Annotated in this window: 23 protein-coding genes and 1 riboswitch; of the genes, 15 read left to right on the top strand and 8 right to left on the bottom strand. The window is 73.5% G+C overall.

The window, feature by feature from the left end; translation table 11 throughout:
• Positions 1-98: 98 nt before the first annotated feature.
• From A8711_RS15030 to A8711_RS15070, 9 genes are all read left to right on the top strand, one after another.
• The gene (locus A8711_RS15030) at positions 99-539 is read left to right on the top strand and encodes a beta-ketoacyl synthase chain length factor (RefSeq protein ID WP_051610923.1); all 441 of its coding nucleotides are present in this window, start codon (positions 99-101) and stop codon (positions 537-539) included.
• On the top strand, positions 536-2,155 hold the full coding sequence (locus A8711_RS15035; RefSeq protein ID WP_069088553.1) for a class I adenylate-forming enzyme family protein: 1,620 nt from the start codon (positions 536-538) through the stop codon (positions 2,153-2,155). The genes A8711_RS15030 and A8711_RS15035 overlap by 4 nt, the downstream gene beginning before the upstream one ends.
• A complete protein-coding gene (locus tag A8711_RS15040) occupies positions 2,152-3,414 on the top strand; it encodes a beta-ketoacyl synthase (protein WP_043323632.1) in 1,263 nt (420 codons plus the stop codon). Before A8711_RS15035 ends, A8711_RS15040 begins: the two co-directional genes overlap by 4 nt.
• Before the next feature lie 62 nt (positions 3,415-3,476).
• Entirely contained in the window at positions 3,477-4,574 is a 1,098-nt protein-coding gene (gene hppD, locus A8711_RS15045) for a 4-hydroxyphenylpyruvate dioxygenase (RefSeq protein WP_069088554.1), read from the top strand.
• Positions 4,571-5,494: a phytanoyl-CoA dioxygenase family protein gene (locus A8711_RS15050; protein ID WP_043323636.1), complete on the top strand. Its 924-nt coding sequence runs from the start codon at positions 4,571-4,573 to the stop codon at positions 5,492-5,494. The genes hppD and A8711_RS15050 overlap by 4 nt, the downstream gene beginning before the upstream one ends.
• A 2-nt stretch (positions 5,495-5,496) precedes the next feature.
• Positions 5,497-6,294, top strand: coding sequence for a DUF3050 domain-containing protein (locus A8711_RS15055; protein ID WP_043323637.1), 798 nt, complete (start codon positions 5,497-5,499; stop codon positions 6,292-6,294).
• Positions 6,291-7,262: a thiamine pyrophosphate-dependent dehydrogenase E1 component subunit alpha gene (locus A8711_RS15060; RefSeq protein WP_069088555.1), complete on the top strand. Its 972-nt coding sequence runs from the start codon at positions 6,291-6,293 to the stop codon at positions 7,260-7,262. The genes A8711_RS15055 and A8711_RS15060 overlap by 4 nt, the downstream gene beginning before the upstream one ends.
• Positions 7,262-8,227, top strand: coding sequence for an alpha-ketoacid dehydrogenase subunit beta (locus tag A8711_RS15065; protein WP_064445768.1), 966 nt, complete (start codon positions 7,262-7,264; stop codon positions 8,225-8,227). The genes A8711_RS15060 and A8711_RS15065 overlap by 1 nt, the downstream gene beginning before the upstream one ends.
• 3 nt (positions 8,228-8,230) lie before the next feature.
• Positions 8,231-9,580, top strand: coding sequence for a hypothetical protein (locus A8711_RS15070; RefSeq protein ID WP_043323644.1), 1,350 nt, complete (start codon positions 8,231-8,233; stop codon positions 9,578-9,580).
• 147 nt (positions 9,581-9,727) lie between these two features.
• On the opposite strand, the gene A8711_RS15075 is transcribed toward A8711_RS15070, so the two are convergent.
• From A8711_RS15075 to A8711_RS15095, 5 genes are read right to left on the bottom strand one after another with little or no spacing between them, the layout of a single operon-like run.
• Positions 9,728-10,408, bottom strand: a complete 681-nt coding sequence (locus A8711_RS15075; protein WP_069088556.1) for an SGNH/GDSL hydrolase family protein — start codon at positions 10,406-10,408, stop codon at positions 9,728-9,730.
• Positions 10,409-10,449: 41 nt separating this feature from the next.
• Positions 10,450-11,082, bottom strand: a complete 633-nt coding sequence (locus A8711_RS15080) for an HAD family hydrolase (protein ID WP_069088557.1) — start codon at positions 11,080-11,082, stop codon at positions 10,450-10,452.
• Positions 11,079-11,471: an MmcQ/YjbR family DNA-binding protein gene (locus A8711_RS15085; protein ID WP_064445772.1), complete on the bottom strand. Its 393-nt coding sequence runs from the start codon at positions 11,469-11,471 to the stop codon at positions 11,079-11,081. The genes A8711_RS15080 and A8711_RS15085 overlap by 4 nt, the downstream gene beginning before the upstream one ends.
• Before the next feature lie 36 nt (positions 11,472-11,507).
• The gene (locus tag A8711_RS15090; protein WP_069088558.1) at positions 11,508-12,728 is read right to left on the bottom strand and encodes an MFS transporter; all 1,221 of its coding nucleotides are present in this window, start codon (positions 12,726-12,728) and stop codon (positions 11,508-11,510) included.
• Complete coding sequence (locus tag A8711_RS15095) at positions 12,725-14,299, bottom strand: class I adenylate-forming enzyme family protein (RefSeq protein ID WP_069088559.1); 1,575 nt, start codon at positions 14,297-14,299, stop codon at positions 12,725-12,727. The genes A8711_RS15090 and A8711_RS15095 overlap by 4 nt, the downstream gene beginning before the upstream one ends.
• A gap of 285 nt (positions 14,300-14,584) precedes the next feature.
• Between A8711_RS15095 and A8711_RS15100 the strand changes: the two genes are divergently transcribed.
• From A8711_RS15100 to A8711_RS15125, 6 genes are all read left to right on the top strand, one after another.
• A complete protein-coding gene (locus A8711_RS15100) occupies positions 14,585-15,895 on the top strand; it encodes an SGNH/GDSL hydrolase family protein (RefSeq protein WP_043323654.1) in 1,311 nt (436 codons plus the stop codon).
• A 66-nt stretch (positions 15,896-15,961) separates the two neighbouring features.
• Positions 15,962-17,185, top strand: coding sequence for a cytochrome P450 (locus tag A8711_RS15105; protein WP_064445775.1), 1,224 nt, complete (start codon positions 15,962-15,964; stop codon positions 17,183-17,185).
• Complete coding sequence (locus tag A8711_RS15110) at positions 17,182-18,192, top strand: alpha/beta hydrolase (RefSeq protein WP_231915428.1); 1,011 nt, start codon at positions 17,182-17,184, stop codon at positions 18,190-18,192. The genes A8711_RS15105 and A8711_RS15110 overlap by 4 nt, the downstream gene beginning before the upstream one ends.
• A complete protein-coding gene (locus A8711_RS15115; RefSeq protein WP_069088560.1) occupies positions 18,185-19,318 on the top strand; it encodes an alpha-hydroxy acid oxidase in 1,134 nt (377 codons plus the stop codon). The genes A8711_RS15110 and A8711_RS15115 overlap by 8 nt, the downstream gene beginning before the upstream one ends.
• 1 nt (position 19,319) lies before the next feature.
• On the top strand, positions 19,320-20,663 hold the full coding sequence (locus A8711_RS15120) for a PLP-dependent aminotransferase family protein (protein WP_069088561.1): 1,344 nt from the start codon (positions 19,320-19,322) through the stop codon (positions 20,661-20,663).
• Positions 20,664-20,690: 27 nt separating this feature from the next.
• Positions 20,691-20,942, top strand: a complete 252-nt coding sequence (locus tag A8711_RS15125; protein WP_013286617.1) for a hypothetical protein — start codon at positions 20,691-20,693, stop codon at positions 20,940-20,942.
• Between the two features lie 65 nt (positions 20,943-21,007).
• Here A8711_RS15125 and A8711_RS15130 read toward each other — a convergent pair whose 3' ends face one another.
• From A8711_RS15130 to A8711_RS15140, 3 genes are all read right to left on the bottom strand, one after another.
• Complete coding sequence (locus A8711_RS15130; RefSeq protein WP_030499908.1) at positions 21,008-22,444, bottom strand: glycine hydroxymethyltransferase; 1,437 nt, start codon at positions 22,442-22,444, stop codon at positions 21,008-21,010.
• An 18-nt stretch (positions 22,445-22,462) separates the two neighbouring features.
• Positions 22,463-22,552, bottom strand: a riboswitch (ZMP/ZTP riboswitch).
• Positions 22,553-22,675: 123 nt separating this feature from the next.
• A complete protein-coding gene (locus A8711_RS15135; protein WP_030499909.1) occupies positions 22,676-23,176 on the bottom strand; it encodes a hemerythrin domain-containing protein in 501 nt (166 codons plus the stop codon).
• A 107-nt stretch (positions 23,177-23,283) separates the two neighbouring features.
• Complete coding sequence (locus A8711_RS15140) at positions 23,284-24,768, bottom strand: S8 family serine peptidase (RefSeq protein WP_069088562.1); 1,485 nt, start codon at positions 24,766-24,768, stop codon at positions 23,284-23,286.
• Between the last annotated feature and the right edge of the window lie 136 nt (positions 24,769-24,904).

The following is a 24,904-nucleotide window of genomic DNA, read 5'->3' on the forward strand; positions in this document are numbered from 1 at the left end:
AAACGGGCACAACGCCCGCCGAGAGGGCGCCAACCGCAAGATCGCGCAACGACGCGGAGGCGCGGTGGCCCGAGGACGGGGATGAGGGGCCGGCGGGGGTGCCGGGGTTTGTGCACTCGGCGTTCGCGCCTCTCGTGGTGGCGGTGGCCGAGCGGTGCCTCGCGCGGCGCTACGGCACCGGGCCGCTGCCGCCGGGCAACGGTACGGCGGTGGTGCTGGTCAGCGCCGGCGGAGACACGGCCAGCGCGGCGCACGTCCGGGCCGCGGTGGACGCCGGTGACCGGATCGGGCCGCTGTTCTTCTTCCAGTCGGTGCCGAACAGCGTGGCCGGGCACGTCGCGGCGCGCTGGGGACTGGACGGGCCGGTGGTGTGCCTGAGCCCGACCGGCGACCCGCGGGCCGAGGGGGAGGCCGAGGCGGACCTGCTGCTGCACGACGGCGACGCCGCACAGGCGTTGCTGATCCTGATCGAACTGGCACCGGACGGTACGCCGGGCGAGGCGACCGCGGTGCTGCTGGGGGAGGGAACACGTCAATGAGGACGAAGGGACTGCGCGGCGCGCTCGCAGCCGACGCGGAACTGGGCGCGGGCAACGTGCTCGCCCGGGTGCTGGCCCACGGCGCCGACCCGGACGGGCCGGGGCTCACATTCGACACCGAGGTCGACGGCCACCCGGCCGAGACCCCGCTGACCCTGGGCCGGCTCGACCGGATGGTCGCCGCCCGGGCGGCCTGGCTGCACGAACGCGGGGTGAAACCCCGCGACCCGGTCGCCGTCTGGGCCGGTACGGCCGCCGACATGGTGCTGTCGTTCCTGGCGCTGACCCGCCTCGGCGCCATCCCGGCGCTGATGAACGGCAGGCTGCGCCCCGAGATCGCCGCCGAGTACATCCGCCGGCTGCGCGCCGCCGGGGTGCTCGCCGACGCCGCGCACGCGCAGGCGCTGGCCGGGCACGACCTGGGCGCGCCGATGCTCGGCGAGCCCGCGCAGGCCGGGACCGGCGACCCGGACGCGGCGCCCGCGCACTACCGGCACCACCCGGACGACCCGATCGTCATCACCCACACCTCCGGCACCACCGGAGTGCCGAAGGCGGTGCTGCACTCGCACGCCAGCCTGTTCGCCGCGACCCGGCACCTGCTGTCCATGCCGCAGGCGCAGGGCACCACGCGCATCCTCAACGCGCTGCCCGCCCCGCACACCGCCACCGTGCTCATGGTCAACCAGGCGCTCGGCAACCGGGCGGAGATGTTCCTGCTCTCCGAGCAGGGCGGCGAGCGGGTGCTCGACGCGATCCAGCGGTGGCGCCCCGACGGCGTGTTCGGCTTCTCCGTCACCTGGGCCGAGCTGGCCCGCTTCGACCTGTCCGGCTACGACCTGGACTCGGTGCGGCTGTGGTTCAACACCGGCGACTGCTCGCACGAGCCGCACGTACGGCGGCTGGTCGCGGTGGGCTCCCGCGACGTGGTGACCCGTCAGGGCGTGACCCGGGTACCCGGGTCGGTGTTCATCGACGGCCTGGGCTCCAGCGAGATGGGCCACTCGATGTTCCACATCACGCACACCTCCGACACCGACAGGTACGGCCGCTGCGTCGGCCGCCCGTACCGGTTCACCAAGGTCGCGGTGCTCGACACCGACGGCAACGAGCTGCCGCCCGGGCAGGTCGGCTGGCTCGGCATCGACTCGCCGTCGCTGTTCCGCGGCTACTGGAACGACTCGGTCACCACGTACCGGTTCCGGCTGCGCGGCTGGTACCTCACCGGCGACCTGGTGTACGCCGACGAGGACGGCCGCTACTACCACCTGGACCGGGCGGTCGACTCGGTCGAGGCGGGCGACGGCAAACGGTTCTTCACCGCGCTGTCCGAGGAGCGCATCCTGGCCGCCAGCCCCGACGTGACCGACTGCACCGTGGTGATCGTCAAGGCGGACGACGGCACGGTCACCACCGACGTGCTGCTGGAACTGGCCGCCGGCGCCGACCCGGACGCGGACCGCACCGAGCGGATCCGTACCGCGCTGGGCCCGGACGTGGGCGCCACGCTGCGCCGGATCGTCCCGGTGCGCGCCGACGACATCCCGGTCACCGTCACCGGCAAGGTACGCAAGGTGGCACTGCGGGAGCGCTATCTGACCGAGGCGCCGTCGTGACCGCCGTCGTCACCGGCATGGGCCTGTTCACCCCGGCGGGGCGCGGCGTGGCGGACACGTTCGACGCGCTGCTCACCGGCCGCTCCGGGCTGCGCCGGCCGCCCGAGGGACACCCGGCGGCGGGCAGCCTGGAGGTGGCCGGCGTGCTGCCGGACATCGACCCGCGCAGCGTCGCCTCCGGCCCGGAGACGAAGGTGCTCGACCGGGTGGTGCTGCTGGCCCTGATCACCGCCGCCGAGGCGCTCGCCGACGCGGGCATCGAGGTGGGCCGCGACGTCGACCCGGAGCGCATCGCGGTGATCGTCGGCGGTGTCGGCGGGATGTCCACGCTGGAGGGGCAGGTGCTGGCGCGGGCCGCCCGGGGCCGGGCGGCGGTCAGCCCGTACCTGCTCACCGGCATCCTGCCGAACATGCCCTCGGCGCGGATCGCCATCGCGCACGGCATCCGCGGCTACAGCTCGTCGGTCGGCACGGCCTGCGCCTCCGGCGCCCAGGCGGTCGCCGACGGGGTACGCCTCATTCGCTCCGGCGAGGCCGACGTGGTGGTGTGCGGGGCGAGCGAGGCGCCGCTGTTTCCCACGTTCGCCGACACGTTCGGCAACGCCCGGGCGCTGGCCCGGGGCTGGGACGAACCCACCGAGGCGAGCCGCCCGTTCGACAAGCGGCGCAACGGGTTCGTGCTGGCCGAGGGCGCGGCGCTGCTGGTGCTGGAGCGCGCCGGGCACGCCGACGGTCGGGGCGTGCGCGGCTACGCCGAGGTCGCCGGTTTCGGGGCGAACACCGACGCGTACCACCCGACCGCGCCGCGCCCGGACGGCGCGGGAGCGGCCGCGTGCATGCGCCGGGCGCTGGCCGCCGGCGGGATCGGGCCGGGCGACGTCGGGTACGTCAACGCGCACGGCACCGGCACCAAGCTCGGTGACGTCGCCGAGACGATCGCCCTGGCCGAGGTGTTCGGCCTCGGCGGCGTCCCGGTCAGCTCCACCAAGGCGCTCACCGGGCACCTGCTCGGCGCATCAGGGGTGCTGGAGGCCGCCGCCACCGCGCTGGCGCTCGACAGTGGCCTGCTGCCGCCCACCTACCACCTGGACGACCCGGACCCGGAGTGCGAGGCGGACCACGTCCGCGCCGTGCCCCGGCCCACCCGGGCCGACCACGCGCTGACGAACTCGTTCGGGTTCGGCGGCCAGAACGTCAGTCTGCTCCTGCGCCGGCTCTCCGGGCCGGCCCGCCGGGCCGCCACCCCGGCCGCCGGCTGACCGGACTCCAGTCCCGGGCGTCCGTCCGGGTCGCGATCACGGGGGGAACAGGGGAAGCCCATATGACCATCAACGGGATAGATCATCTCGAACTGTACGTGGGGGACGCCCGGCAGGCGGCCTTCTACTTCGACAACGCCGTCGGTTTCCGGCTGCGCGGGCAGGGCGGTCCGGAGACCGGGCTGGACGGGCAGCGGTCGCTGCTGCTGGCCCAGGCCGGCATCCGGCTGCTGCTGACCACCGGGCTGTCCGCCGAGCACCCGGCGGCCACGTACGTGCACCGGCACGGCGACGGCATCGCCGTGGTGGCGCTCGCCGTCGACGACGCCGCCGGGGCGTACGCGGAACTGGTGGAACGCGGCGCGAGCGCGGTGAGCCCGCCGCGCACCTTCACCGGCGCGGACGCCGAGGTGGTGGTCGCCGAGGTCGGCGGTTTCGGCGACGTGGTGCACCGCCTGGTCGAGCGGCGCGGCGACCCGGAGGTGTTCCTGCCCGGGGCGATCGAGCCGGTGGCCGCGCCGGACGGCGACTCGCTGCTGGCCGAGGTGGACCACCTGGCCGTCTGCGTACCGCCGGGGCAGCTCGACGAGATCGTCGCGCACTACGAGAAGGTGTTCGGCTTCGCCGACATCTTCACCGAGCACATCGAGGTCGCCGGTCAGGCGATGAACTCCAAGGTGGTGCAGAGCCCGTCGGGGAAGGTCACGCTGGTGCTGCTGGAGCCGGACACGAGCGCCCGGCCCGGCCAGATCGAGGACTTCCTGCGCTGGCACGCCGGCGCCGGAGTGCAGCACCTGGGGCTGCGCACCGACGACATCGTCACCGCCGTCGGCGCGCTCGCCGGGCGCGGGGTGCGGTTCGCCAGCACGCCCGGCGCCTACTACGACGGCCTGGAGCAGCGGGTCGGCCGCCTCGACGCGCCGGTGGACCGGCTGCGCGAGCTGAGCATCCTGGTCGACTCCGACCACGACGGGCAGCTGCTGCAGATCTTCACCGAGTCGATGCACGTGCGCCGCACCCTGTTCCTCGAACTCATCGAGCGGCGCGGGGCGCGCACCTTCGGCAGCGGCAACATCAAGGCGCTCTACGAGGCCAAGGAACGCGAGCTGGCCGCGGCGGGGGCGACCCCTGCTGCCGCGGCCGGAGGGGTAGGGGCATGACCACCATCGATCCCGGGCTGACCGCCGAGGAGGAGGCGCTGCTTCCCTCCGACGAGGACGTCCGGCACTACGCCGAGCACGGCTGGTACCTGTCGAAGAAGCTGCTCACCGACGACGAGGTGGACGAGCTGGTCGCCGCCACCGACAGCTACTACGCCGGGGAACGCGACCGGCGGCTGCCGGTCCGGCCGCCGAAGCTGGCCTACTGGGAGCCGGCCAAGGGCGACGTGCAGCGGCACAACGACTACGTGCACCACGAACACGACGGCATCGCGCGCATTCTGCGCAAACCGCTGATCGGGGCGGTCGCCGCCCGGCTGGCGCAGGCCACCGAGATCCGCATCTTCCAGTCCACGCTGATCTGGAAGCCGCCGATCGCCGGTGAGCCGTCGAACATCGTGCCCTGGCACTTCGACAAGCACTACTGGGCGTCCTCGTCGTCGGAGAACATGCTCACCGCGTTCATCCCGTTCCACGACTGCGGCGAGGAGATGGGCACCATCACCATGGTCGACGGCTCCCACCGCTGGCGGGAGATCGGCGCCGACGACACGGTGGTGCGGCACTTCGCCGACCGGGACCGCGACCAGCTCGAAGTCATGCTCGCCGAGAACGCGGCGTACAACGGGGCGACGATCCGCAAGATCCCCATGGTGATCCCCAAGGGACACATGAGTTTCCACCACTGCCGCACCTACCACGGCAGCGGTGCGAACGTCAGCGGACGGCCCCGCCGGGCCATCTCGCTGCACCTGCAGGACGGCGACAACGCCTGGCGGGAGTATCCGCTCTCCGACGGCACGCTCGCCGCGTACAACCACGACGTGCTGGTCCGCCGCACCCACGAGGGCCGGCCGGACTACGCGGACCCCGATTACTGCCCGGTCATCTGGCGCGACCGCGCCCAGCAGGGAGGCTGACAATGTCACGGTACGACTGGGGTAAGACGCACCCGGGCATCGAGCGACTCGAGCGGGCGGTGACCGAGCGCCGCGACGTGGTGGTCAAGCACCCGCTCTACGCCAACCTCGACACCCACGACGCACTCGTCACGTTCATGGAGCACCACGTCTTCGCGGTCTGGGACTTCATGTCCCTGCTGAAGTCGCTGCAGCGGCAGCTCACCTGCGTCACGGTGCCGTGGATCCCGACCGGCCCGACCGGCAGCCGCCGCCTGATCAACGACATCGTCATGGTCGAGGAGAGCGACGAGCTGGGCGACGGCTACATCAGCCACTTCGAGCTGTACGTGCAGGGCATGACCGAGGCCGGCGCCGACACCACGGCCGTGAACAAGCTCGTCGACCTGCTGCGCGACGGCACGCCGGTCACCGAGGCGCTCGGCGCGGCGGGCGTACCCGCGGCGTCGGCCGCGTTCGCCGGCACCACCTGGCGGATCATCGAGACCACCCCGGTGCACTGCCAGGCCGCGGCGTTCGCGTTCGGCCGCGAGGACCTCATCCCGGAGATGTTCACCCAGGTCGTCGCCGTCAACGAACGCAGCAACCGGCTCAACAAGTTCGTCGACTACCTGGAGCGGCACATCGAGGTCGACGGCGAGCAGCACACCCCGATGGCCATGCAGATGCTGGCCGACCTGTGCGGCGACGACGACACCAAGTGGCAGGAGTGCGCCGACACGGTCAACGCCGCGCTGACCGCCCGCGCCCGACTCTGGGACGACATCCTCGCCGCCGTCAAGGAGGGCCGTCCGGCGTGACCGGCTCCGACCCGCTCCGGCTCTACCGGACGGTCCGGCTGATCCGCCGCTTCGAGGAGCGCGCGATCGAGCTGGTCCGCGCCGGACAGATCGTCGGTGGCATCCACCCGTACCTCGGTCAGGAGGGGATCGCCGCCGGCGTCTGCGCGGCGCTGGACCGCGAGGACCTGGTCACCGGCACCCACCGCGGGCACGGGCACGTGCTCGCCAAGGGCGCCGACCCGGCCCGGATGCTGGCCGAGCTGTGCGGCCGGGTCACCGGGCTCAACCGGGGCCGGGGCGGGTCGATGCACGCCGCCGACTTCGGCGTCGGCGTCCTCGGCGCCAACGCCATCGTCGGAGCCGCCGGCGCGATCCTCACCGGAGCGGTGTGGGAGCGCCGGCGGCGCGGCGCCGACATCGTCGGCGTCACCTTCTTCGGCGACGGCGCGGTCAACGAGGGCATGCTCCTGGAGGCGTTCAACCTGGCCGCGCTCTGGCGGGTGCCGGTGCTGTTCGTCTGCGAGAACAACGGCTACGCCACCACCATGCCGGTCGAGGGCGCGGTCGCCGGCACCATCGCCGGGCGGGCCGCCGCCTTCGGCATGCCGGCGGCCGCCGTCGACGGGCAGGACCCCGAAGCGGTACGCGAGGTCACCGCCGCCGCCGTCGCGCGGATGCGCGCCGGCGGCGGCCCCGAGTTGGTCGAGGCCCGCACCTACCGCTTCGACGCCCACCACACGTTCGAACATCAGGTACGCCTCGACTACCGGCCGCCGGAAGAGGTGGCCGAGGGCCGGTCCCGCGATCCGGTGGACATCGCCGGAGCGCGACTCGACCCGGCGGTACGGGCCGAGGTGGACGCCGCCGTCGAGGCGGAACTGGACGCCGCCGTCGAATACGCGCTCGCCGGTCCGCACCCCGACCCGGCGACCGCCCTGGACCACCTGTACGCCAGCGGGCTCACCGCCCGGACCGGAGGTGGCTGATGCCCCGGCTCTCCTACCGCAGGGCGCTCACCCGGGCGCTCGCCGACGAGATGGCCCGCGACGAGTCGGTCGTGGTGCTCGGCGAGGACATCCGGGTGGCCGCCGCGAACGTCACCACCGGCCTGCTGAAGAAGTTCGGCCCGGAACGGGTACGCGACACCCCGCTGTCCGAGCAGGCGTTCACCAGCTTCGCCACCGGCGCGGCGCTGGCCGGGGCCCGCCCGGTGGTGGAGTTCCAGATCCCGTCGCTGCTGTTCCTGGTCTTCGAGCAGATCGTCAACCACGCGCACAAGTTCCCGCTGATGACCGGCGGCCAGTGCGCGGTGCCGGTCACCTACGTGGTGCCCGGCTCCGGCTCCCGCACCGGCTGGGCCGGGCAGCACTCCGACCACCCGTACGCGTTGTTCGCCCACGTCGGGGTGACCACAGTCGTACCGGCCACCCCGGCCGACGCGTACGGGCTGCTGGTCTCCGCGATCCGCTGCGACGACCCGGTGGTGGTCTTCGCCCCGGCCGGCGCGCTGGACCTGCGCGCCGACGTCACCGACCTGACGCCGGTGCCGCTGGGCCGCGGGATCGTCCGCCGCCCCGGCGCCGACGTGACGGTGGTGGCCGTCGGGCACCTGGTGCACGACGCGCTCGCCGTCGCCGAGGAACTCGCCGGGCAGGCGTCGGTGGAGGTCTTCGACCCCCGCACGCTCTACCCCTTCGACTGGGACGGCCTGGTCGAGTCGGTGAGCCGCACCGGGCGGCTGGTGGTAGTCGACGACGGCAACCGCTCCTGCGGCATCGCCGGGGAGATCATCGCCACCGTGGTCGAGCGGGTCCGGCTGGCCGCGCCACCCCGGCGGGTCACCCGCCCCGACGGTGCCGTGCTGCCCTTCGCCCCGGCCCTGGACCGGGCCGTGCAACCCGGCCGCGACCAGCTCACCGCCGCCATCCAACTGACCCTCAAGGACGGATGAACGATGGACCCGAACTACACGTGGCCGCCACTCGGCCAGGCGTGGACCGACCTGCCCGAGTCCACCCGTACCGCGATGGTGACCACCGGCGCCGCGGCCTGGGAGAAGATCTTCCACGGCCGGGCCACGTACAACAAGCAGTGGCGGCTGGCCCGTCCGCCCGTCTTCACCGCCGACGCGTTCGGCGAGCTGAACGAGGTCTGCGACCGCATCGCCCAGCTCATCCTGGAAGCCTGCCGGCGCCGTGCCCGCACCGCCGGTGAGCTGCAACGGCTCCTCGACGTGCCGGAGGGGGAAACCCGGCTGCTCGACCCGGAGGAGGAACTGCACGAAGGGCTGCTCGCCGCGTACCGGCCGGACGTGCTGTTCTCCGGCGGCGTGCCGTGCATCGTCGAGTACAACATCGACAGCAGCCTCGGCGGCGGCTTCGACGCCGACACCGTCATCCAGCGGTACGCCGAGCTGTACCGTACCCATGACCTGCTCGACGGCGCGCGGCCCGCGCCGTCCCTGCTGGACCAGCGGTTCGCCGCCATCCGGGACACGCTCGGCCTGGCCGACGGCGCGCGGGTGGCGCTGCTGATGGACTTCGACGCCGACTACCCGGGACTGGACGACCCGGAGACGTTCATCCGGATCCTGTCCCCGCTGATCGACCAGGCCCGCCCGTTCGGCATCGACCTGGTCATCGCCCCGGTCGCCACCGCCGGCCTGGACGCGCAGAGCCGCCTGGTCGTCGGCGGCGCCCCGGTGGACGCCCTGTTCCGGCTGTTCGTGCCGAACCGGGTCACCCCCAGCCCCGGCCTGGACGCGGTCGCCGGCGCGCTCGCCGCCGGCACGCTGCCGATGTTCGTCAGCAGCGCCGCCTGGCTGCTCAGCAACAAGCTCAACTACGCCTGGCTCTGGGAGGACCTGGACCTGCTGCCGGAGGACGACCGGACGCTGATCCGCCGGTACGTGCCGCACACCGTCGCGCTCACCGCCGACCAGCTCGACCGGGCGCTGGCCGAACAGGCCGACCTGGTGGCCAAGCCGGCCGGCGGATCGGCCGGGCACGGGGTGCTGATCGGCCGCGAGATGACGGCTGTCGCGTGGGCGGACGGGGTGCGCGCGGCGATCGCCGAGGGCGGCAACATCCTGCAGCGCTACCACGAGGCGGACCGGGTGGCGATGGACTTCGTGCAGATCGAGACCGGTGAGACGGTCACCGCCGATGTCCCGTACAGCCTCGCCCCGTACCTGTTCGGCCGCACCGGTTCCGGCGCGCTGGCCCGGGTCGGCTACCCGGGCTGCGACGAGGTCCTCAACCTGGCCCGAGGCGTCCTCCTGACCGGCATCCTCCTTACCGACTGACCCCCTCCCCGCCTGCCCGCCTCGTTGATCAAGGAGTTCGTGTCCTCATCGGGGCGCGTGACCGACCCAAACTCCTTGGTCAACAACGTGGATCCGGGCCGAGGGCGCCGGGCGCGGGTAAGGGGGAGGGGGAGGGGGAGGGCGCGGTCAGGGGTGGGGGAGGTGGGTGGCCAGGACTTTCAGGGTTTCGGCTGTGGCTATCGCGTCGCTGCGGGCGCTGCCGTGGCGGCCGTCGCTGCTGTACAGCGACGGGTCGGCCACCAGCGGATGGTCGGTCAGGTGCACGTGCAGCGTGCCCAGCCGCTCGGCCACGCCGCGGGTGTGCCGGGACAGCCGGCGCATCCGCTCGCCCAGGCCCGCGCGCAGCGTCTCCGGCACGGCCGGGCTGTGCGAGACGTCGAACATGCCCACCGTGATCACGTCCGCCCCCGCTTCCCGCAGCGCGGTGATCATGGCGGTCAGCTCGGCGTCGACCGCGTCCGGGTCGTAGGCGGACCGGAACGCGTCGTTGCCGCCGCACACCACCAGTGCGAGATCCGGCTCGAAGGCCAGCGCGTCGGCGAGCTGAGTGGCCCGCACCTCGTGCGCGCGCAGTCCGCGCCGCCCCAGGTTCAGGTACGCCAGCTCCGGCCGGACGGCGCGCAGCTCGGCGGCGATCCGGTCGGCCCACTGGAGGTCCGGGTAGCCGTCGACCGGCTCGCACAGTCCTTCCGCGACGCTGTCGCCGAGCACCACGAACCGGCGCCACGGGTGCCCGCGCAGCAGCTCGGTGGCCTCGCCCGGACGCAGGCACCACGGATCAGTCGCCTCGGTCAACGTCGATGCCATGATCGGCAGGCTAGCCGAGCGCCCGGCGCGGGAAAAGGGGCTCAGCTCAGCAGGGTCAGCAGTTCGCCGGGCCGGGACAGGCTGAGGTCGGCGGGCTCGGCCGGATCGTACTGATGGCCCCACGCGGCGGCCACCGCCACCGCGCCGCTGCTGCGGGCGGCCCGCAGGTCCAGCGGCGAGTCGCCCACGTACGCGGCCCGGCCGGCCGGCACGCCGAGCCGCCGGCAGGCCACCTCGACGCCCTCGGGCGCCGGTTTGGGGCGGGTGACCTGGTCGCCGCCGAGCACCACCCGGAAGTGACCGAGCAGGCCGACCCGGTCGAGCATGATCTCCGCCGCCCGGTGGCTCGCGCCGGTGAACACGCCCACCGGCACCCGGGCGGCGAGGTCGGCGAGCATCTCCGCGACTCCGGGGTAGACGCTCACCCGCCCGGCCGTCGCGGCCAGTTCGGTGTGGTAGCGGTCGAGGTCAGCGGCGGTGGCGGGGCGCCGGAGCAGGTGCGTCAGCAGGTCGGACGGTGAGCCGATCGAGTAGCCGGCGATGACCTCGGCGTCGGTGTACGACGGGCCGCCACCGGCCCGCACCGCCGCCCGGTACGCCGCCGGCACCACCTCGTGCGACTCGATGAGCGTGCCGTCCATGTCGAAGACGACGGCGTCCACCGGGCGGCTCACGCGGCCCCGGCCCGGTGCGCGGCGGCGAGGCGCTTCGGCGCGCGGGCGTGCCACGCCTCGGTGATCAGCTCGGTCAGGTCGTCCACGGCGATCCGGTCGAGCCGGACCAGCACGGCCGGGTAGCCGTCGAGGTGCGGCGTGGTGAAGTAGACCGCCGGGTCGTCGGCGAGCAGCGCCTCCTTGGCGCCCAGGTCGGGCACCCGGGCGCCGAGGATCGGGCCGTCCGGCGCGGCGTCGCCGAGCGCTTCGAGGTCGCTGCGGCGCAGCGGCCGGTCCCAGACGAACATCTTGTCGCGCACCCGCCAGGCGGGCAGGTCGTCGTACGAGCCGCGCTCGGTGGTCTCCGGCAGGGCCAGCGCGATGCGCCGCACGTCGTCCCAGGTCGCCATGGCCCCGACCCTACCGCCGCCCACCGACACCCCGGCTCAGACCGGTGTGGGGGTCGCCGGTTCCGGGGCCGGGCGGTGGGACCCGCGGGTCAGCAGCAGCGGTCCCACGGTCAGCACCAGGCAGACCACCGACATCACCAGCAGCGCCGGGGTGAGGTCGAGCAGCGCCACCGACCAGCCGCCGAGCAGCGCGCCGACGGGCAGGCCGAGGAACGCCACCGACCCGGAGATGCCCAGCACCCGGGTCTGCAGCTCGCCCGGCACCCGCTGGTAGAGCGACGCGCCGAGCAGCGGGTTCACCGCCGCGATGCCGATGCCGGACAGGAACGTCACCACCAGCACCACGACCAGGTCGTCGCTGAGCGCCAGCGCGAGCAGCCGGGGCGCGCCGCTGAGCGTCAGCCCCAGCGCGAACGTCGTCCCGGCGGGCAGCCGGGTGCCGAACATCGTGAACAGCACGTTGCCCAGCAGCGCGCCGCCCGAGAACACACCGAGCAGCAGGCCGAAGCCGGCCGGGTCGCCGAGCACCTGGTTGACCCAGAGCGGGATCCAGACCGCGACGCTGGCGTTGGCGAACATGTTCGACACCGACACCACGATCAGCATGATCATCAGCGTCCGGTCGGTGCGCAGGTACGCGAAGCCGCCGCGCAGTGCCCGCAGGTAGGGCTCCCGGGGCGCGGGTTGCGTCGGCGCGGGCGGCCGGACCAGCACGCCGATGAGCAGCGCGCAGACCGCGAACGTGGCCGCGTCGATCCAGATGGCCCGGGTCAGCCCGACCCAGTCGATGAGCAGTCCGCCGAGCACCGCGCCGAACAGCGTCATGCCCCGGGCCAGGCCGTCGTAGGCGCTGGTGAGCCGGATCAGCGGCACCCCGGCCCGCTCGGCGGCCGGTTTGAACAGCACGTGCTTGACCCGGTCGCCGATGCCGCGCAGCCCGCCGGCGACCGCCACCAGGACCAGCAGCGTGCCGAACCCGAGCCAGGGGGCCAGCGCCACCACCGCCATCGCGACAGCGCTCGCCGCGTCCACGAACACGGAGGTACGTCGTACCCCGAAGCGGTCCGCCCACGGCGTGGCCAGCGCGCTGGAGAGCATGTACGGCAGCGTCTCCGCCGCCGCGACGAGTCCCATCTTGGTGGGGCTGCCGGTGGTCTCCAGCACCAGCCAGGGGATGGCCACCACGGAGATCCGGGTGCCGAGGTTGGACAGCAGGTCGGCGCCGACCAGGGTGTACAACTCCCGGCGCGGGTTCATGCCGAGCTGCCGATCACGGTGCCCAGCGAGTCGGCGTCGGCCGGATGCGCGGCGGCGTACCGGGCCCGAAGCGCCCGTTTGTCCACCTTCGCGGACCGGTTCAGCGGCAGCGCGTCCACGAACTCCACGGCGCCGGGCGCCCACGTCTCGCTCAGCTCCCGCACCACCAGCGCGATCAGCTCCTCGCCGGTCACCGACGCGCCGGGCGCCGGCACCACGTACGCGTACGGCAGCTCCCCGGCCACCGGGTCCGGCACGCCGATCACGGCGGCGGCCCGCACCTCGGGATGGCCGGCGAGCACGTCCTCGATCGGGCGGGAGTAGATCGGCCAGCTGCGCGCCCGGGTGAGGATCCGGTCCTGCAACCGGTCGACCAGGTAGAGGTAGCCGTCGGCGTCGAGGTGGCCGATGTCGCGGGTGCGGACCCAGCCGTCGACGAGCGTCTCCGCGGTCAGCTCCGGCCGGCCGTGGTAGCCGGCGAAGCTCAGCTTCGTCCGGACCCACACCTCGCCGTCGTCGCCGGGCGGCAGCACCTTGCCGTCGGCGTCGCGGATCTCCACCGTCACGTCGCCGTACGGGCGGCCGCAGGAGCGCAGACGCTCCGGGTGCTCCGGGTCCTCGGTCAGCCCGGGCAGCGCGCAGATGACCACCGCCTCGCTGAGGCCGTACACGATGCGCAGGCACGGGCCGAAGCGGGCGATGGCCTGGCGCAGCCGGGCGGGCGCGGCGGGCCCGGCGCCCACGTTGAACATGAACATGGCGGAGAAGTCGGCGCCCGGCAGGTCGGGGTGGTCGAGCACCTCGTAGAGCATCGGCGGGGTGACGAACGTGGAGGTGAGCCGCTCGGCGTCCACTGTCGCGATGAACGCGGCCGGGTCCCACTGGTCGCGCAGGAACAGCACGCCGCCGGTGAACAGGTTGAACAGCGTGGTGATCTGGCCACTGGCCAGCCACATCGGTGAGTGCGACAGGTGCCGCAGCAGCGGGAACCCGGCGCCCCGGAAGTCGGCGGCCAGGGCGAGGATCTGCCGGTAGAAGCTCTCCCGGTGGTGCACCAGCTTCGGCGTGCCGGTGGTGCCGCTGGTCTGCAGGAACGACTCCGGCGCGGGCGCGTCGGCGGGCAGCTCCGCGGCCGGCTCGCCGGCCGTCGCGGTCAGGTCCGGTCCGGCGCCGCCGGGGCCGAGGCAGAGCACCGGTACGCCGGACAGCCCGGCCGCGATCTGGACCGCCTGCGGGTCGCGCGGGTCGTACACGAACGCCTCCGGCGCGGACAGCGCGACGAACTCGTCGACCTCCCGCCGCGAGGTCACCGGGGCGACCCACATGCTCCGGCAGCCCAGCAGGTGCAGCGCCAGTTGCAGCAACGGACCCTCGACCGTGTTGCCGAGCATCACCAGCACGGCCGCGCCGGGGCGTACCCCGTGCCGGCGCAGCGCGGCGGCCAGGCCGCGCACCCGCGCGGCGACCTGGGGGTAGGTGAGGCGGCGTCCGCCGCCGACGAGCGCCTCCCGGTCGCCGAAGCCGGCGAAGAGCTCCAGCGCCTCGTGCACATAGTTCGGCCGGTCGGTCATCGGGCAGCCCCCATCATGGTCCGCGAGCGGCGTCCGGCCAGGTCAGGGCCGGGACATGACGGCAGGTGCCAGGTCGGCGACCGCACCGCCGCCAGCTTCCGAGCCTAGGCAGCGGCGGTCCACCGCGGACAGAGCCGATCGTCGCTGCGTCCCGCGACGTGGGCATTTGATCATGTCGATCAGGTTGATTGACGCTCGTCACCGCCGGAAGCTAGTTTCCGGTCCATCGCCCGGGCCGGTGCCGCCGACCGCGTCACGCCCGGGGCTGCCGACCATGGAGGATCGATGCCGACCCCGAAGAGATGGCACGTCATAGCTTCCGCCGTAACGCTGCTGATCGCCGCCACCCCGGCGGTCACCGCGAGCGCCGGCCCGACCGACACCGACCGCGCCGGGCACGGGCGCGCCGAGTGGGCCGGGACCTGGGCCGCGGCGGTGACCCGCGGGAACACCGTGGGCCTGACCGAGACCGGCCTGAACAACCAGAGCATCCGGATGACCGTGCAGACCTCGGTGGGCGGGCCGCGCCTGCGGGTGCGGCTGACCAACCTCTACGGCCAGCAGGCCATCCAGGTCGGCCGCGCCACCATCGCCCGGCCGAACACCGCCACCCCCGACGACCTGTCCGACATCGTCCCGGCCAGCGTCCGCCAGCTGACCTTCTCCGGCGCCGGCTCGGCGACCATCAACAAGGGCGCCGAACTGCTCAGCGACCCGGTGGCCTTCCCGGTGGCCGAGCAGGAGGACCTGGTGGTCACCCTGTACTTCCCGGTGCTCACCGGGCCGGTCACGTTCCACGGCCAGTCCCGGGTCACCAACTTCATCGGCGCCACCGACCTCACCTCGGCGGCCGACGGCGCCGGCTTCACCATCCGGCCCAACTGCTGCTGGATGTTCCTGTCCGGCATCGACGTGGAGCGCAAGGTGACGCCCGGCTCCGTGGTGGTGCTCGGCGACTCCATCAGCGACGGCAACGGCAGCACCGTCAACGCCGACCGCCGCTGGCCGGACCTGCTCGCCAAGCGGCTGATCGACGCCCGCCCGGAGCCGCGTACGCCGGGCGTGCTCAACCTCAGCCTGGCCGGCAACCGGCTCAACCACGAGGGCACCGAGCCCGGCGCGGGCGACTTCCCCGGCTACTACGAGCTGGGCCCGAACGCGCTGGCCCGGCTCAACGAGGACGTGTTCCCGCAGACCGGGGTGCGTACCGTCATCACCCACCTGGGCATCAACGACATCTGGATGAACGGTGACAGCCCGGAGGCGATCATCGCCTCGCTGCGCCAGCTCAACCGGCAGGTCCAGGCGCGCGGCCTGACCAGCATCGCCGGCACGCTCATGCCGTACGAGGGCAACGGCGGGCCGGGCGTGTGGACGCCGGAGAAGGACGCCACCCGGCAGGCCGTCAACACCTGGCTGCGCGGGCCCGGCCGGGCCGAGTTCGACGGCGTCGTCGACTTCGACGCGGTGATGCGCGACCCGGCGCAGCCCAGCCGGCTGCTGCCGGCGTACGACTCGGGTGACCACATCCACCCGAACGACACCGGAGCCGCGGCGATGGCGAACGCGGTGCCGTTGAAGCTGCTCGGACTGTGACACCGGGCGGGGGCGGCGGTCGACACGACGCCGCCCCCGCCGCCGTTTTCCTGGGGAGGAAAGACAGTGGACGTCAGCGAGATCCTGACCGGGCTCTACAGCGAACAGGGCCGGCAGAACCCCTATCCCTTCTACGCGGCCCTGCACGAGCACGGGCCGATAAACGCCGTTCCGGCCCGCGCCGAGCACAGCACCGTCAGCGCGGTGGCCGGCGGGTACGACATGGTGGACCAGATCCTGCGCGATCCCGGCTGGTACAAGGGCTTCCCGCCCGGCTGGGAGGAGCAGGAGATCCTACGGACTTTCCTGACGTCGATGATGTTCGTCAACCCGCCCGACCACACCCGGATGCGCGCGGTGTTCGCGAAGACGTTCACCCCGCGCCGGCTGGTCGCGCTGGAGCCGGTGATCGAGCGGGTCGTCGCCGAACGCCTGGACCACATGGCCGAGGTGGGCGCCGACGGGCACGAGGTGGACTTCGTGGCCGACTTCGCGTACCCGGTCCCGGCGCTGGTGATGGCCGAGTTCATCGGCCTGCCCCCGGCCGACCTGGCCTGGTACCGGCAGCGGGTCGACTGGATCGACGAGTACATGGACGTGTCCGGCAAGACGCCGGAGCGGCTGGCCCGGGCCAACCAGGCCGCCGAGGAGCTGCGCGTCTACTACCGCGACCTGATCGCCCACCGGCGCCGTACGCCCGGCCACGACCTGATCAGCGGGCTGGTCGAGGTGCTCGACGCGGGCGGCGTCGACCTCACCGAGGACGAGTTGATCAGTAACCTGATCGTGCTGTTCAACGCCAGCTTCGTCACCACCGTCTACATGTTCAGCAACGGCCTGCCGCTGCTGCTGGACCACCCGGACGTGACCGCCGCGCTACCCGGTGACGACGCGCTGGCCCGGGGCTGCGTGGAGGAGGTGCTGCGGATGGAGAGCCCGGTGCACTTCCTGGCCCGCTCCGCGCCCGCCGGCGTCGACCTCGGCGGCGTGCCGGTCGACCGGGACGACAACGTGCTGCTGCTGATCGCCGCCGCCAACCGCGACCCGGCCCGCTTCCCCGACCCGGACCGCTTCGACCCGCGCCGTCCCGGCCCGCCGTCCCTGGCCTTCGGCGTCGGGCTGCACTTCTGCCTCGGCTCGGCGGTGTCCCGGCTGGAGGGCCGGCTGGCGCTGCCGCGCCTGTTCGCGCGCTTCCCGCGGCTGGCCGTCACCCAGCCGTACACGTACAGCGGGAGTCTGTTCCTGCGCGGCATCGACAAGCTCTTCGTCACCACAGGGGAGGCCGGATGACACTCGATCCGCAGGTGGTCGCGTGGCGGACCGCGCGGGCCGCCGCCGGGACCGTGCCGCTCTACACCCAGACCCTGGCCGAGGCCCGCGCCGCCGACCTCGCCGCGATCCGTGCCGGCTCCGGCGCGGTCGAGCCGGTCGCCGAGGTACGCGACACGACGGTGCCCGGCCCGGCCGGGCCGCTGCCGGTGCGGATCCACCGGCCGGACGGCGACGGCCCGCTGCCGACGCTCGTCTACTTCTTCGGTGGCGGCTGGACCCTCGGCAGCGTCGACACCGCCGACGGAATCTGCCGGCGGCTGGTCAACCTGACCGGCGCGCAGACCGTGACGGTCGGCTACCGGCTCGCCCCGGAGCACCCGTTCCCGGCGGCGGTGGAGGACTGCCACGCCGCGGTGCGGCACCTCGCCGCGCACGCCGCTGAGTTCCGCGTCGACCCGGACCGGCTGGCGGTCGGCGGGGACAGCGCGGGCGGGAACCTGGCCGCCGCGGTGACGCTGCTGGCCCGCGCCGACGGCGGTCCCCGGCTCGCCGCCCAGCTGCTGGTCTATCCGAACACCGACCAGCGGCCCGGGCACCGCCCCGGCGACGACGAGGACCCGATGCTGTTCAACAGGCACTCGGTGGGCTGGTACCGGAGCCACTACCTGGCCGACCCGGGCGACGCGGCGCACCCGCTGGCGTCTCCGCTGCTCGCCGAGGACCTGGGCGGTCTGCCCCCGGCGCTCGTGATCACCGCCGGGTACGACCCGCTGTGCGCCGAGGGCCGGCGGTACGCCGAGCGGCTGGGCGAGGCCGGCGTGCCCACCGAGACGGCCCACTACCCGGGGATGGTGCACGGGTTCTTCGCCATGCCCGGCGTGTTCGACGCGGGCCGGCAGGCCCAGGAGCGGGCCGCCGCCTTCCTGCGCCGCACGTTCGGGCTCGACCGCACGCCCGGCGCGGGCGAGTCCGCTGCGGGCGTGGACCCGGCCGGGAACACGGTGGGCGCGGGCGGCCATGGCTGACCCGGCACGCGACACGCAGCCGCCCGCCGACGCGGCGGACGGCTTCGTGCCGCCGGTCAGCCTGGCCGACTTCGCCGCGCTGGCCCGGGCGGTGCTGCCGCCCGACGTGTGGGACTTCGTCGACGGCGGCAGCGGCGCCGAGACCGCCCTGGCCGCGAACCGGGCCGCGCTCGATCGGGTGGCGGTGCTGCCCCGGATGCTGGCCGGCGTGGACGACCCGTCCACCGAGGCGGCGCTGCCCGGCGGCCGGGCCGCGTTGCCGGTGGCTGTCGCGCCGATGGCGTACCAGCGGTTGCTGCACCCCGACGGCGAGCCCGCGCTCGCGGCGGCGGCCCGCGCGGCGGGCGTGCCCTACGTGGCCAGCACGCTGGCCAGCACGCCGATCGAGGAGATCGCGGCGACCGGCGCGACGGTGTGGTTCCAGCTGTACTGGCTGCGCGACCGGGCGCTGGTGGCCGACCTGCTCGACCGGGCGTCGGCGGCCGGCTGCGCGGCGGTGATGGTGACTGTGGACGTGCCGGTGCTCGGGCGGCGCCTGCGCGACGCCCGCAACGGGTTCGCGCTGCCGCCGCATGTCACCGCCGCGAACCTGCCCGGCGGCCGGGACGACCTGGCGCACCAGGGCACCCCCGGCGTGTCGGCGGTGGCGGTGCACACCGGCGCGGTCTTCGCCCCGGCGCTGAGCTGGGCGGACCTGGAGTGGTTGCGGGAGCGTACCCGGGTGCCGTTGCTGGTCAAGGGCATCCTGGACGTGCGCGACGCGGTCCGCGCGGCGGACGCCGGCGTGGACGCCGTGGTGGTCTCCAACCACGGCGGACGGCAGCTCGACGCCGCCCCGGCCAGCGCGGCCGTGCTGCCCGAGGTGGTCGAGGCGGTCGACCGGCGGTGCGCGGTGCTGCTGGACAGCGGCGTCCGCGGCGGCGTCGACGTGCTGCGCGCGCTGGCGCTGGGCGCGGACGGCGTGCTGCTGGGCCGGCCGCTGCTCTGGGCCCTGGCCGCCGGTGGCCGGGCCGGCGCCGAGGCGGCGCTCGCGCTGCTCGCGGCGGAACTGCGCGACGCGCTCATCCTCAGCGGCTGCCCGGACCCGGCCTCGGCCCGGCGGCTGCGCACCCGGATCGGAGGCTGACGTGGAACCGGTCGACCTGGCCGTCACGGCGCTGCACGGCAGTGTCGGCGACCCGGCGCTGAACTCGATGAACTTCCTCAACGAGGTGGCGCAGCACTACCCGGACGCGGTGTCGCTGGCGGCCGGGCGGCCGTACGAGGAGTTCTTCGACTCGGCGGTGCTGCACACGTACCTGGACCGCTTCCGCCGCCACCTCGCCGAGGACGTCGGGCTGGACCGGGCCGGCGTGGACCGGACGCTGCTGCAGTACGGCCGGACCAAGGGCGTCGTGCACCACCTGATCGCCCGGCACCTCGCCGTGGACGAGGGGCTCACCGTCGACCCGGAGTCGATAGTGGTGACAGTCGGCTGCCAGGAGGCGATGTTCCTGGTGCTGCGCGCGCTGCGGACCGGCCCGGCGGACGTGCTGTTCGCTGTCGCGCCCACGTACGTCGGGCTCACCGGCGCGGCCCGTCTGGTCGACCTGCCGGTGCGTCCGGTGGCCGGCGGGCCCGACGGCGTCGACCTGGCCGACCTGCGCGTTGGGGTGCGCCGCGCCCGCGCGGAAGGGCTGACGCCCCGGGCCTGCTACGTGATGCCCGACTTCGCCAACCCGTCCGGCGTCAGCATGGGCACCGGGCAGCGGCGACGGCTGCTGGAGCTGGCCGCCGAGGAGGACCTGCTGCTGATCGAGGACAACCCGTACGGCCTGTTCCCGGCCGACGGCACCGCGCGGCGGCCCACGCTCAAGGCGCTGGACACCGCGCGCCGGGTGGTCTACCTCGGCTCGTTCGCCAAGACCGTGCTGCCCGGGGCCCGGGTCGGCTACGTGGTCGCCGACCAGCGGGTGGGGGAGGCCGACGGCACCGTGGTCCCGTTCGCCGACCACCTCGCGAAGATCAAGAGCATGGTCACGGTGAACACATCACCGATCAGCCAGGCGGTGATCGGCGGCGCGCTGCTGGCGCACGACTGCTCGCTGGTGGCCGCGAACGTGCGGGAACGGGCCGCGTACGCCCGCAACCTGCGCCACCTGGTCGACGGCCTGGCCCGGCGCTTCCCGGCCGGCGGTCCGGTCACCTGGACCGTCCCGGCGGGCGGCTTCTTCGTGGTGGTGAGCGTCCCGTTCCCGGTGGACGACGCGCTGCTGCACCGCTCGGCTCGCGAGTACGGCGTGCTCTGGACGCCGATGGCCCACTTCTACGATGCGGGCACGCCGGTGAATGCGTTGCGGCTGTCGGTGAGCGCTGTCACACCGGAGTCGATCGATCTCGGGCTGGACCGGCTCGCCGCGCTGGTCACGGACACCATGGCCGGCAGCGTGACGCCGGAGTGTCAGGGTTCCGGCACACTACGTGTTTCCTGACGCCGTTCGTCTGTTGATAATGGACCAATGGTTGCCTGGGAGTACGCGTTGCTCGTTCGTCGGTATCAGGGTCAGGGACGCAATTTCCACGTCTCGTTCGTGTGGTACGGCCCGGACGGGTCACGCACCGACGTGACCGCGTACGGCGACACCGCCATCGCGCACCTGAACCGGGTCGGCCGGGAGGGCTGGGAACTGGTCTCCGCCGCCGAGGACGTGAACAACGTGCAGGGCAGCACCGAGGTCCACCGCTACCACCTGAAGCGCCCGCTGCGCTGACCCCGTAACCGCCGGCACCCCGGGAAACTCCTTCTCCCGGGGTGCCGCTTCGTGTTGTCGGGCGCTCAGCCCAGGTCGACCGAGGGGTAGAGCGGGAACGGCGTGAGCAGGTCGGCGGCCTGCTTGCCGACGGACTCGGCGACCGCCGGGTCCAGCACGTACTTCGCCTTCGACGGCGCGCCGTCCGGGCCGGTGCCGGGCGTGGTCTGGCTGAGCACGGTGTGGATCAGCTCGGCGGTGGCGTCCATCTCGGCGGCGCCGAGGCCCCGGGTGGTCAGCGCCGGGGTGCCGATGCGGATGCCGGAGGTGTACCAGGCGCCGTTCGGGTCCTGCGGCACCGAGTTGCGGTTGGTCACGATGCCCGAGTCCAGCAGCGCCTGCTCGGCCTGCCGGCCGGTCAGGCCGTACCCGGACACGTCGATGAGCACCAGGTGGTTGTCGGTGCCGCCGGTGACCAGCGTCGCGCCCCGGCGCAGCAGCCCGTCGGCGAGCGCCTGCGCGTTGTCCACGATCCGCTGGGCGTAGTCGGCGAAGTCGGGCCGGCGTGCCTCGGCCAGCGCGACCGCCTTGGCGGCCATCACGTGCGGCAGCGGCCCGCCGAGCACCATCGGGCAGCCCCGGTCGACCTGGTCGGCCAGCTCCGGGCCGCAGAGCACCATGCCGCCGCGCGGGCCGCGCAGCGACTTGTGCGTGGTGGTGGTGACGATGTGCGCGTGCGGCACCGGGTCGAAGTCGCCGGTGAAGACCTTGCCGGCGACCAGCCCGGCGAAGTGGGCCATGTCGACCATGAAGGTGGCGCCGACCGAGTCGGCGATCTCCCGCATGATCCGGAAGTTCACCTTCCGCGGGTACGCGGAGTAGCCGGCGACCAGGATCAGCGGCTTGAACTCGCGGGCCGCCTCGGCCACCCGGTCGTAGTCGATCAGCCCGGTGGCCGGGTCGGTGCCGTAGCTGCGCTGGTCGAACATCTTGCCGGAGATGTTCGGCCGGAAGCCGTGGGTGAGGTGCCCGCCGGCGTCCAGCGACATGCCCAGCATCCGCTGGTTGCCCAGCTCACGGCGCAGCGCGAACCAGTCGGCCTCGGTGAGGTCGTTCACCTGCCGGGCCTGCGCCTTGCGCAGCGCGGGGGACTCGACCCGGTCGGCCAGGATCGCCCAGAACGCGACCAGGTTGGCGTCGATGCCCGAGTGCGGCTGCACGTAGGCGTGCGACGCGCCGAACAGCTCGCGGGCGTGCTCGGCGGCGAGCGCCTCGACCGTGTCGACGTTCTGGCAGCCGGCGTAGAAGCGGCGCCCCACGGTGCCCTCGGCGTACTTGTCGCTGAACCAGTTGCCCATGGCCAGCAGCGTCGCCGGGGAGGCGTAGTTCTCGCTGGCGATGAGCTTGAGCGACTCGCGCTGGTCGGCCAGTTCCGCGGCGATGGCGTCGGCGACGCGCGGCTCGACGCCGCGGACGACCTCCAGCGCACTGCGGAAGGCGGTGGACTCGGCGTTGCGCGACATGCGACCTCCAGGTGACGTGCGGAAGGCCCAGGCGCTCGGCATGCGTCCTCATGACGAGGCCGCTCCCCGATGGTGCTCCATCTCCACGCGCCAGTCACGGCCCGTGCCGATCCTACCGGCCCGGCCCGGACCTGCGGGGTTGGGCCGCCCGTCCCGGCGACTGAACCCCGCGACGCGAGCGGGACCGCCCCTCTGCCTCGGGGCGGTCCCGCTCGCGTCGCGCGGCCGGTGTCAGGCGACCACGGCATCGAGGGACTTCTTCAGCGCCTTCGGGGCGGTCGGCGTCTTCGGCGCCTTCGGGCGCAGGTCGAGCATCCGCTGGCCGATTTCCTGGAGCTGGTTACGGCCGAGCGCCTCCCGGACCTTCGGGAACCACTCCTGCTCCTCCTCCTCGACGTGGTGCAGCACGTTCTCGATCAGCACCGTCGTCTTGGCGTTGAACCGCTCGTCGTCGGCGTCCATGGTGAACAGCTCGAAGCAGAGCACGTCCGCGACGTGGTGCTCCTCGTACGACTCCAGGATGTCGTCCTCGACGTCGGGCACCAGCTTGCGGACCTCCGGGTACATCACCTCGTTCTCCAGGTAGGTGTGCACCGTCAGCGCCTCGAGGATCTGCTCGACGATCTTCCCGCGCTTGCTCGCCGGTCCCTCCTCGGCCTCCTGGAAGGCCTTGAACAGGCGGCGGATCTCCTTGTGGTCCTCCTTGAGCAGGACGATCGCGTCGGTGGACACCGGTTACCTCCTATAGTCGGCTGACGCTGCCCCCCTACCCGGGGCCCGACCAGGACAAACAGACCGGGCCCGGCGCGTTCGCCGGGCCCGGTCCACGCGGGTACGGGTTACTTCACCGCGTTGTACGCGTCCACGACACCGGCGCCGTAGAACCCGTTGCGCTTCCCGCCGGAGCAGGTCGCGTCGTACGCGTTCGGGCCCGCCGGGATCAGCGGCACCGGGTTGTACACGCCCGCCGGGCAGGACTTCGCCACCGCCGTGCGCTCCAGGAACGAGGAGAGCTGGCCCGGCGTCATGCCCGGGTGCGCGGACAGCGCCAGCGCCGCGACGCCCGCGGCGTGCGGGCCGGACATCGAGGTGCCCTGCTTGTAGCCCCACCCGTTGGTACGGGTGGCGGTGTTGAAGGTGGTGGACAGGATGCCGTCGGTGGACGTCGAACGCGCGCCCTGGGTCCGGAACCGGGTGTCGCCACCGGGCGCGGTCACGTCGATCACGCCCTGGCCGTACGAGGAGTAGTAGCTCTTGTCACCGGTCGGGCCGACGGCGGCGACGGTCACCACGCCCGGCGCCTCGGCCGGGAGGACCAGGCAGGCGTTGGTGAGGTTCGCGCGCTCCTCCGGCGTGCCGTTGTTCGGGCTGCCGGTGTCGGTGATCTTGTGGGCCAGGTCGAAGTTCGCGTTGCCGGCCGACGCCACGTGCAGCACGCCCTGCGACTGCGAGTAGCGCAGCGCCCGCTGCACTGCCTGCCACACCGGACGCTGGCGGGCGTCGTTGCGGCAGTTCAGCTGCCACGGGTCGATGTAGTAGCTGTTGTTGGTGAGCTGGAAGCCGTGCTCGGCGGCCCACATGAACCCACAGACTGCGGCCTCCGGGAAGATGTAGCCGTCGTCGTTGACCACCTTCACGGCGGCGACCTTCACACCCGGGGCGACGCCGGTGACGCCGACGCCGTTGACCGCGGCGGCGATGGTGCCCGCCACGTGGGTGCCGTGGTCGCTGGTGGTCGGGTTCCACGCCGGCTCGGCGGTGTCGGTGACGCCGCCGATGCAGGACGTGCTCTTGTCCTTGGCGATCTGGGTCGCCAGGTCCGGGTGGCTGCTGGAGATGCCGCTGTCCAGCACGCCCACCACCACCGACGGGCTGCCGCCGGTCACCGCGTGGGCCTGCGGGACGCGGATCATGTCCATGTCCCACTGCTGGCCGTACAGCGGCTCGGCGGTCGGGTCGCCCGCGGCGCGGACCACGTCGGCGGCCGGGACCTCGACCGTCTCGCCCTCGTCGAGGGCGGTGCCCAGACCGGCGGTGGAGGCGACCGACTCGACGCCGGCGCCGGCCACGCGGGTGGCGAAGTCCGGGGCGGAGGAGCGCGCGACGAGCACGCCGATCTTGTCGTACGCGGCCACGACAGTGCCGTCGGCGGCGGCCACCCGCGCCGCGGCCTTGGCGGTGCCGTTGCCCTGCGGGGCGAGGACGAGGTACGACGTCTCCGGTCCGGCGGCCGCCACCGGCGCCGGGACGCCGATCAGGGCGAGACCGGCGCCGAGCGTCACGGCGGACGCGGCGGCGAGTGTCTTGCGACGGAGATTGTTCACACAGACTCCCAGGGGGTTGGTGCGGCCGGGCCGCTCCCTGGACGGGGGTACGGCCCGGTGGAGACGCGCAGGCTGCACGCCTCGCCGCAACAGCGCCCACCGACGGCGGGGTGTTACACGCCTCACCCCGCCGAGC

It is taken from the genome of Micromonospora sp. II (genome assembly GCF_001709195.1).
Lineage (GTDB): Bacteria > Actinomycetota > Actinomycetes > Mycobacteriales > Micromonosporaceae > Micromonospora > Micromonospora chalcea.

What these genes read in the sequence shown, in the direction of transcription:
- A8711_RS15075 (WP_069088556.1), bottom strand. Translation starts at nt 10,408, where the DNA reads ATGGCATCGACGTTGACCGAGGCGACTGATCCGTGGTGCCTGCGTCCG.
- A8711_RS15050 (WP_043323636.1), top strand. Translation starts at nt 4,571, where the DNA reads ATGACCACCATCGATCCCGGGCTGACCGCCGAGGAGGAGGCGCTGCTT.
- hppD (WP_069088554.1), top strand. Translation starts at nt 3,477, where the DNA reads ATGACCATCAACGGGATAGATCATCTCGAACTGTACGTGGGGGACGCC.
- A8711_RS15115 (WP_069088560.1), top strand. Translation starts at nt 18,185, where the DNA reads ATGGCTGACCCGGCACGCGACACGCAGCCGCCCGCCGACGCGGCGGAC.
- A8711_RS15125 (WP_013286617.1), top strand. Translation starts at nt 20,691, where the DNA reads ATGGTTGCCTGGGAGTACGCGTTGCTCGTTCGTCGGTATCAGGGTCAG.
- A8711_RS15055 (WP_043323637.1), top strand. Translation starts at nt 5,497, where the DNA reads ATGTCACGGTACGACTGGGGTAAGACGCACCCGGGCATCGAGCGACTC.
- A8711_RS15070 (WP_043323644.1), top strand. Translation starts at nt 8,231, where the DNA reads ATGGACCCGAACTACACGTGGCCGCCACTCGGCCAGGCGTGGACCGAC.
- A8711_RS15130 (WP_030499908.1), bottom strand. Translation starts at nt 22,444, where the DNA reads ATGTCGCGCAACGCCGAGTCCACCGCCTTCCGCAGTGCGCTGGAGGTC.
- A8711_RS15095 (WP_069088559.1), bottom strand. Translation starts at nt 14,299, where the DNA reads ATGACCGACCGGCCGAACTATGTGCACGAGGCGCTGGAGCTCTTCGCC.
- A8711_RS15090 (WP_069088558.1), bottom strand. Translation starts at nt 12,728, where the DNA reads ATGAACCCGCGCCGGGAGTTGTACACCCTGGTCGGCGCCGACCTGCTG.
- A8711_RS15100 (WP_043323654.1), top strand. Translation starts at nt 14,585, where the DNA reads ATGCCGACCCCGAAGAGATGGCACGTCATAGCTTCCGCCGTAACGCTG.
- A8711_RS15110 (WP_231915428.1), top strand. Translation starts at nt 17,182, where the DNA reads ATGACACTCGATCCGCAGGTGGTCGCGTGGCGGACCGCGCGGGCCGCC.
- A8711_RS15085 (WP_064445772.1), bottom strand. Translation starts at nt 11,471, where the DNA reads ATGGCGACCTGGGACGACGTGCGGCGCATCGCGCTGGCCCTGCCGGAG.
- A8711_RS15035 (WP_069088553.1), top strand. Translation starts at nt 536, where the DNA reads ATGAGGACGAAGGGACTGCGCGGCGCGCTCGCAGCCGACGCGGAACTG.
- A8711_RS15065 (WP_064445768.1), top strand. Translation starts at nt 7,262, where the DNA reads ATGCCCCGGCTCTCCTACCGCAGGGCGCTCACCCGGGCGCTCGCCGAC.